Consider the following 1732-nt stretch of genomic DNA (forward strand, 5'->3'; position numbering starts at 1 on the left):
GATTAATCCAACGCGATACAGATGCAGAGCCAATCGGAAATTGCTTCGCTGTTTCTCGGATACTCAACCCTTCTTCTTCCATCGTAAATATCACTTTACGTCTAAAATCAATTGAATAGCTCATATAAATAATGTTATCAAAATTAAGTCGCTTAGCTATATCTATCTGCTCATTTTCTGACTACTAATAAAACTGACAGCATCCCTTTCTTCTGACAAAATAGCAGTATCAGAATGTTTTTATGGATTTATGAAATAAATGTCAGCAAAAATTATTGACGGAAAAATGATTTCCGAAACAATCAAACAGGAAATTGCCGAAAAAGTTAAATTGAGACTGTCACTAGACAAGCGAGCTCCCGGACTTGCAGTCATTTTAGTCGGTAATGATCCGGCTTCACATATCTACGTAAATAGCAAACGTCGTACTTGTGAAGCGGTTGGTTTTGTTTCTCGCTCATATGATTTAGCGGAAAAAACCACTGAGTCTGAACTTTTACAATTAATTGATCAACTTAATAATGATAAGGCAATTGATGGCATCCTGGTTCAATTACCACTGCCCAAGACTATTGACTATATCAAGATACTAGAACATATACATCCAGACAAAGATGTTGATGGTTTTCATCCTTATAACATAGGCTGTCTTTGCCAACGAGCCCCAAGACTACGCCCTTGTACACCTCGCGGCATTATTACCTTACTTGAGCGCTACCAAATTAATCTACTTGGTTTAAATGCAGTTATTGTTGGTGCTTCAAATATCGTAGGTCGCCCAATGAGCCTGGAATTGTTACTTGCTGGTTGTACAACTACTGTCAGCCACCGCTTTACTACTAATTTACGTCAACATATAGAGCAGGCTGATTTATTAGTTGTCGCTGTTGGTAAACCAAATTTTATTCCGGGTGAATGGATAAAACGGGGTGCCATTATTATGGATGTGGGAATTAATCGGCTTGAAAATTGCACAGTTACTGGCGATGTCTGCTATCAAGAAGCACAACAACGCGCTAGCTGGATCACTCCTGTGCCTGGTGGCGTTGGCCCAATGACAGTGGCAACACTTATGCAAAATACCTTACAAGCTTATGAAGAATATCATGATATTCAAAATACTAACCAATAGGCGATAAAATGGAAACCTTTCATCTAAATAGGCAGGCTTATATTAAATTATGTGATTTATTGAAATTGCAAGGTTGGGTGGATAGCGGCGCTGCAGCCAAAGCACTTATCGCCCAAGGCGATGTAAAAGTTGATGGTAAAATTTAAACCCGTAAACGCTGTAAAATTAGCAAAAATAATATTGTCACTTTAATTAATAACAGCGTAATAGTTAAAGAGTAATCATCAATTATAAAAAATATTTAACAATGCACCTTATAATGGGGGCTAATTTTCTGCTTAATTTTTTACTCATTTTTAAGTAATGATTTACAGCTTTTAAAGCTAATGAGTGAATATTTCATAATATTATTCTTATCAGGTAACAATAGTAAAATTTTCTTCTGTCTCTGGAGCAGAAATTATTCTGGCTAAACTTTCTAATGTTTTAAAGGTACAAGAACATCTTATATAGCTAAGCGACTTAATTTTGATGACATTATTTATATGAGCTATTCAATTAATTTTAGACGTAAAGTGATATTTACGATGGAAGAAGAAGGGTTGAGTATCCGAGAAACAGCGAAGCAATTTCGGATTGGCTCTGCATCTGTATCGCGTT

2 protein-coding genes and 1 pseudogene are annotated in these 1732 nt (G+C 36.1%); 2 read left to right on the top strand and 1 reads right to left on the bottom strand.

The features are described 5' to 3' along the window. A partial coding sequence (locus ARSQ2_RS15125; RefSeq protein ID WP_420837781.1) for an IS630 transposase-related protein occupies positions 1-124 on the bottom strand: 124 nt, incomplete at its 3' end. 135 nt (positions 125-259) lie between these two features. Here ARSQ2_RS15125 and folD point away from each other — a divergent pair. Together folD and ARSQ2_RS15130 are read left to right on the top strand one after the other, a co-directional pair. Continuing rightward, the gene (gene folD, locus ARSQ2_RS11160) at positions 260-1132 is read left to right on the top strand and encodes a bifunctional methylenetetrahydrofolate dehydrogenase/methenyltetrahydrofolate cyclohydrolase FolD (protein ID WP_181995335.1); all 873 of its coding nucleotides are present in this window, start codon (positions 260-262) and stop codon (positions 1130-1132) included. Between the two features lie 8 nt (positions 1133-1140). Then, positions 1141-1353: pseudogene (locus ARSQ2_RS15130) on the top strand (RNA-binding S4 domain-containing protein). Positions 1354-1732: the final 379 nt, after the last annotated feature.

Source organism: Arsenophonus endosymbiont of Bemisia tabaci Q2 (assembly GCF_902713415.1).
Taxonomy (GTDB): domain Bacteria; phylum Pseudomonadota; class Gammaproteobacteria; order Enterobacterales; family Enterobacteriaceae; genus Arsenophonus.

What these genes read in the sequence shown, in the direction of transcription:
- folD (WP_181995335.1), top strand. Translation starts at nt 260, where the DNA reads ATGTCAGCAAAAATTATTGACGGAAAAATGATTTCCGAAACAATCAAA.